Origin of the sequence: uncultured Flavonifractor sp. (genome assembly GCF_944387675.1) — a bacterium.
GTDB lineage: Bacteria > Bacillota > Clostridia > Oscillospirales > Oscillospiraceae > Flavonifractor.
Map to the genome: position 1 here is coordinate 1 of NZ_CALXFV010000126.1, position 5,412 is coordinate 5,412.

Sequence of the window (5,412 nt, forward strand, 5' to 3'; positions counted from 1 at the left end):
AAAGGCCGTCCGTCCTTTTCTTCCAGCCTCTTGTCATAAGAGGCTGGATTTGCTATAATAAAGGGTAATTTTGAACGCGGAAAGGCGGTGCGGCCCAATGAAATATAAACAGTGGAACCGGGCCGCCTGTCCGCCCGGCAGCCGGCGGACCATGGAGGCGGCGGGAATCCCGCCTTTGGCGGCCATGGTGCTGTGCGCCCGGGGGCTGGACACCCCGGAGAAGGCGGAGGCCTTCCTGGATGCGGGGCTGGGGCAGCTCCAGAACCCCCTGCTGATGCGGGATATGGACAAGGCCGCCGGCCGGGTATCCCAGGCCCTGTCTGCGGGGGAGACCGTGGCGGTATACGGCGACTATGATGTGGACGGCATCACCGCCACCTGTCTGCTCACGGATTTTCTCCGCCGGGAGGGAGGGAATGTCATCCCCTACATTCCCGACCGGAGGGAAGAGGGCTACGGTCTGAACCGGGAGGCGCTGGCCACTCTCCGGCAGGAGGGAGTCGGTCTGGTAGTGACGGTGGACTGCGGCATCACCGCCGTGGAGGAGGCCGCCCATGCCCGGTGCCTGGGCATTGATCTGGTTATCACCGACCATCACGAGTGTAAGGCCACCCTGCCCCAGGCGGCGGCGGTGGTGGACCCTCACCGCTCCGACTGTCCCTATCCCTTCAAATGTCTGGCGGGAGTGGGAGTGGCTCTCAAGCTGGTCCTGGCCCTGGGCGGTCCCGCCCGGCAGGCCGAGCTGCTGGAGCGATACGCCGACCTGGCAGCCATTGGCACGGTGGCCGACGTGATGAGTCTGACGGGAGAAAACCGCACCATTGTGCGCCTGGGCCTGGAGTGCCTGCGCCGCACCCGCCGGCCGGGGCTGAAGGCCCTGCTGCGGGAGGCGGGCCTGGAGGAGCGGCCCTTGACCTCCGGCACCATCGGCTACACCCTGGCCCCCCGCATCAACGCCTCCGGGCGGATGGGGTGCGCCGCCCTGGCGGGGGAGCTGCTGCTCACCCAGGATGCCGCCCGGGGAGAGGAGTTGGCGGCGGAGCTGTGCCAGCTCAACCGGGAGCGGCAGGCCATCGAGGCGGAGATTTACGAAGAGTGTCAGGCCCTGGCCCAGGCCCTGCCCCCTCAGCGGCGGTATGCCCTGGTGCTGGCCGGGGAACACTGGCATCAGGGAGTGGTGGGCATTGTGGCCTCCCGTCTGGCGGATAAATACTCCTGCCCCGCCTTCATGATCTGCCTTCAGGACGGCAGGGGCAAGGGTTCCTGCCGGTCCTTCGCCGGCTTTAACCTGTTTGCCGCCCTGGAGCACTGCGCCGGCCTGCTGGAGGGCTTCGGCGGCCACGAACTGGCGGCTGGCTTCACCATTCTGGAGGAAAACATCCCCGCCTTTGCCGATGCCATGAACGAGTACGTCCGCGCCTGCACCGGCGGGGAGGAGATGATCTCGGTGCTGGAGGTGGACGGGGAGGTGGAGGACCCCGCCCTGCTCACCCAGGAGGGGGTGGAGGGGCTGGACCTGCTGGAGCCTTACGGGGCGGGCAATCCCAAGCCGGTGTTTTCCCTCTCCGGCTGTCTGGTCACCGCTTTGAGCGAGGTGGGCGGCGGCCGCCACCTAAAGCTGAAGCTCTCCGCCGGCGCCCGGAGTCTGGACGCCATCTTCTTCTCCGCCACCGCAGCCCAGACGGGGGTAGCGGTGGGGGAGCGGGTGGACGTGGCCTTTACTCCCCAGATCAACGAGTTTCGCGGCTGGCACACAGTACAGCTCCAGGTGTGCGACCTGCGTCCCGCCCTCACCCGCGCCCAGGCGGAGCGGGCGCTGTATGAGAAGTTCCGCCGGGGGGAGGCGCTGACCCCCCAGGAGGCGGCCGCCCTGCTGCCCAGCCGGGAGGAGTTTGTGGTGCTCTGGCGCTACCTGAAGGGCCACGCCCAGCCCGCCCCTCTGGAGGAGACCGCCCACCGGCTGGCCCGGAGCATCGCCCGCTCCGCCGGCCGGCGGGAGACGGTGATGCGCACCCTGGTATGTCTGGAGGTTTTTGACGAGCGGGGCCTGATCCGGCTGGAGCACACCACCGACCACCTGCACATCGCCCTGCGGGCGGTGGAGGGCAAGGTGGATCTGGAGGACTCCTGGATTCTTCGCCGCCTGCGGGAAATGCGTGGATAAACCGGGATTCCCGCCGAAGCCCGGCGAAGCGGAAACGGCGGCGCGAAGGATATGAAGATTGCAACGACGTAAGGAGGTGCCTGTATGGACCCCATTTTGGAGCGGTATCAGGCGCTGGAAGATAAAATCAAGGCTTACAACCCCACGCTGGACACTCAGCGGCTGTTTAACGCCTTTACCTTTGCCGACAACGCCCACTCCGGGCAGCTGCGCAAGGACGGCTCCCCCTATATCACCCATCCCCTGGCGGTGGCGGAGATTGTGGCTGATTTGGAGCTGGACACCGACTCCATCATCGCCGCCCTGCTCCACGACTGCATTGAGGACACGGGAGTGACCCATGAGGAGATCGCCAAGCTCTTCGGCGGGACGGTGGCAGACCTGGTGGAGGGGGTTACCAAGCTGACCCGGGTACAGTACACCTCCAAGGAAGAGGAGCAGATGGAGAACCTGCGGAAGATGCTCATGGCCATGGCCAAGGACATCCGGGTGATCCTCATCAAGATCTGCGACCGGCTGCACAACATGCGCACCATGGAGTACCAGTCCCCCAAGAAGCAGAAGGAGAAGGCCCTGGAGACCATGGAGATCTACGCCCCTATTGCCCATCGCCTGGGCATGCAGCGGATCAAGTGGGAGTTGGAGGACACCTCTCTGCACTACCTGGACCCGGTGGGCTACAAGGAGATCGCCGACGAGCTGGAGGCCCGCTCCGCCGCCCACGAGGAGTTCATGGCCTCGGTGCAGAAGCGGATTCAGGAGCGGCTGGAGGCAGAGGGTATCCACTGCACCATCTACGGCCGGGTGAAGCACGCCTACTCCATCTACCGGAAGATGTACGCCCAGAACAAGACGATGGACGAGATTTTTGATCTCTATGCCTTCCGGGTGATTGTGGACGACATTCCGGAGTGCTACAATGTGCTGGGCGTGATCCACGATCTGTTCAAGCCGGTGCTGGGCCGGTTCAAGGACTATATCGGCACGCCCAAGCCCAACGGCTATCAGTCCCTGCACACCACCGTCTTCGGGCGGGAAGGCATCCCCTTTGAGGTACAGATCCGCACCCGGGACATGCACCACACCGCGGAGTACGGCATTGCCGCCCACTGGAAGTACAAGCAGGGCATGGCCAACGCCAAGCTGGGGACCGAGGCCGCCTTCGAGTGGGTGCGCAAGCTGCTGGAGAGCCAGCAGGACGTGGACGCGGAGGAATTTGTCCGCACCATGCGGGTGGATTTGTTCTCCGACGAGGTGTTTGTGTTCACTCCCCGGGGGGATGTCATCAACCTGCCCGCCGGGGCCACCCCCATCGACTTTGCCTACAACATCCACTCCGCCGTTGGCAACCACATGACGGGGGCCAAGGTCAACGGCCGGATGGTCACCTTCGACACACAGCTGAAAAACGGCGACATTGTGGAGGTCATCACCTCCAAGTCCGCCCACGGCCCCAGCCGGGACTGGATGAAGATCTGCAAGTCCAACGAGGCCCGCAACAAGATCCGCCAGTGGTTCAAGCGGGAGCGGCGGGAGGAGAACATCGCCACCGGCCGGGCCTCCTTCGAGTCGGAGCTCAAGCACATGGGCCTGTCCCTGGCGGCCATCACCGCCGAGGACGTGCTCCCCTTCATGCTGAAGAAGATGCGCTTCGGCACCCTGGACGAGCTGTACGCCGCCATCGGCTACGGCGGCATGTCCGCCCAGAAGGCGGTGGTGCGGGTCAAGGATGAGATGACCCGGCTCAACCGCCTCCACGCCGAGCAGGCTGCCGCCGAGCGGGACACGGCGGAGCTGCCCATCCACCCCGCCACCGGCAACCCGCCCCCCCTGCCGGTGAAACACGGCAAACACGACCAGAGCGGCATTATTGTGGAAGGTATCGACAACTGTCTGGTGAAATTCGCCAAATGCTGCACCCCGGTACCCGGCGACCCGGTGGTGGGCTTTATCACCCGGGGCTTCGGCGTGTCGGTCCACCGCTGTGACTGCCCCAACGCCGACCCGGCCCGACGCAAACCGGAGGAGGCGGGCCGCTGGATTCAGGTCCGCTGGGCGGAGGGGGAGCTGTCCTCCTATCAGACCAACCTGGAGATGGCCGCCAAGGACCGGGACGGCCTCACCCTGGACGTGGCCATGGCCCTCTCCGCGGCCAAGGTGAAGACCACCAGCCTGTCCGCCCGCTCCATGCCCGACGGCTACGCCAGCGTGAACATCGTGCTGGAGGTGAAGGACCAGGGGGAGCTTACCGCCGTCATCAACAAGCTGGGCCAGATTCAGGGAGTCTATCAGGTCAAGCGGGCCGCCGGATAGACCTTCCAGGCGTCGTAAAGAGGAGAGAGAGTATGACAAACCATCCCAACACTGCTCATTTCAGCCTGGACGCCCTGGTGTCCGACTGCTTCCGGGGCGGGGAGCTGCTCCTGCGGGAGCTGCGGCTCACCCCGGAACAGGCCCGCCGCCTGGCGGCGGACTACCCGGCCCGGGTGACGCCCCTGGGCCGGGATTGGTACGAGATCAGTTTTCAGGAGGCGCAGCATTTTTATGTCAACTAACTTTGTCCCTGTGCTGCTGGGCGCGGACATCAACGCCTACAGCATGGCCCGGGCCTTTCACGAGGCCTACGGAGTGAAGAGCGTGGTATTCGGCATGTTTGCCGCCAGCGTGTGCGCCGGCAGCAAAATCATCGACTACCGCATCCGGGAACACAACGACACCGTGGAGCAGGTGCTGAAAAACGTCACCGAGGTGGCACAGGCCCACCCGGACAAAAAGATTCTGGTGCTGGGCTGCGGGGACAACTACCTCAACGCCATCTCCGCCAACCTGCCCCGCTACCCGGCCAACGTCATCGCCCCTTATGTGGAGCTTTCCATGCTGGAGGAGCTGATCCACAAGGAGAAATTTTACCAGCTGTGCGACAAATACGGCATCGATCACCCTGCCACTGTGGTGTACCATAAGGGCATGGGCCACGACTTTGTCCTGCCCTTTGACGGTCCCTTTGTGGTCAAGCCCGCCGAGTCGGATACCTACTGGAAGCACCCCTTCCCCACCCAGAAGAAAGCCTACGTCCTCCAGACCCGTGCGGAGGTGGACCAGGTCATCGACGACATCTACAACGCCGGGTATGAGGACTCCCTCATCCTCCAGGATTTCATTCCCGGGGATGACAGCTACATGCGGGTGGTGACCAACTACTCCGGCGCCGACGGCAAGGTGCGGCTGATGTGCGTGGGCCACGTGCT

Annotated in this window: 3 protein-coding genes and 1 pseudogene; all 4 read left to right on the plus strand. The window is 64.6% G+C overall.

Annotated elements, in window-relative coordinates:
• Positions 1–97: 97 nt before the first annotated feature.
• Complete coding sequence (recJ, locus tag Q0J74_RS10190; RefSeq protein WP_297214262.1) at positions 98–2,164, plus strand: single-stranded-DNA-specific exonuclease RecJ; 2,067 nt, start codon at positions 98–100, stop codon at positions 2,162–2,164.
• An 84-nt stretch (positions 2,165–2,248) separates the two neighbouring features.
• On the plus strand, positions 2,249–4,477 hold the full coding sequence (locus Q0J74_RS10195; protein WP_297214265.1) for a RelA/SpoT family protein: 2,229 nt from the start codon (positions 2,249–2,251) through the stop codon (positions 4,475–4,477).
• A 32-nt stretch (positions 4,478–4,509) separates the two neighbouring features.
• Positions 4,510–4,719, plus strand: a complete 210-nt coding sequence (locus Q0J74_RS10200; protein ID WP_297214268.1) for a hypothetical protein — start codon at positions 4,510–4,512, stop codon at positions 4,717–4,719.
• Positions 4,709–5,412 (plus strand): annotated as a pseudogene (locus tag Q0J74_RS10205) (ATP-grasp domain-containing protein); the annotation flags it as partial. The gene Q0J74_RS10200 and the pseudogene Q0J74_RS10205, both read left to right, overlap by 11 nt.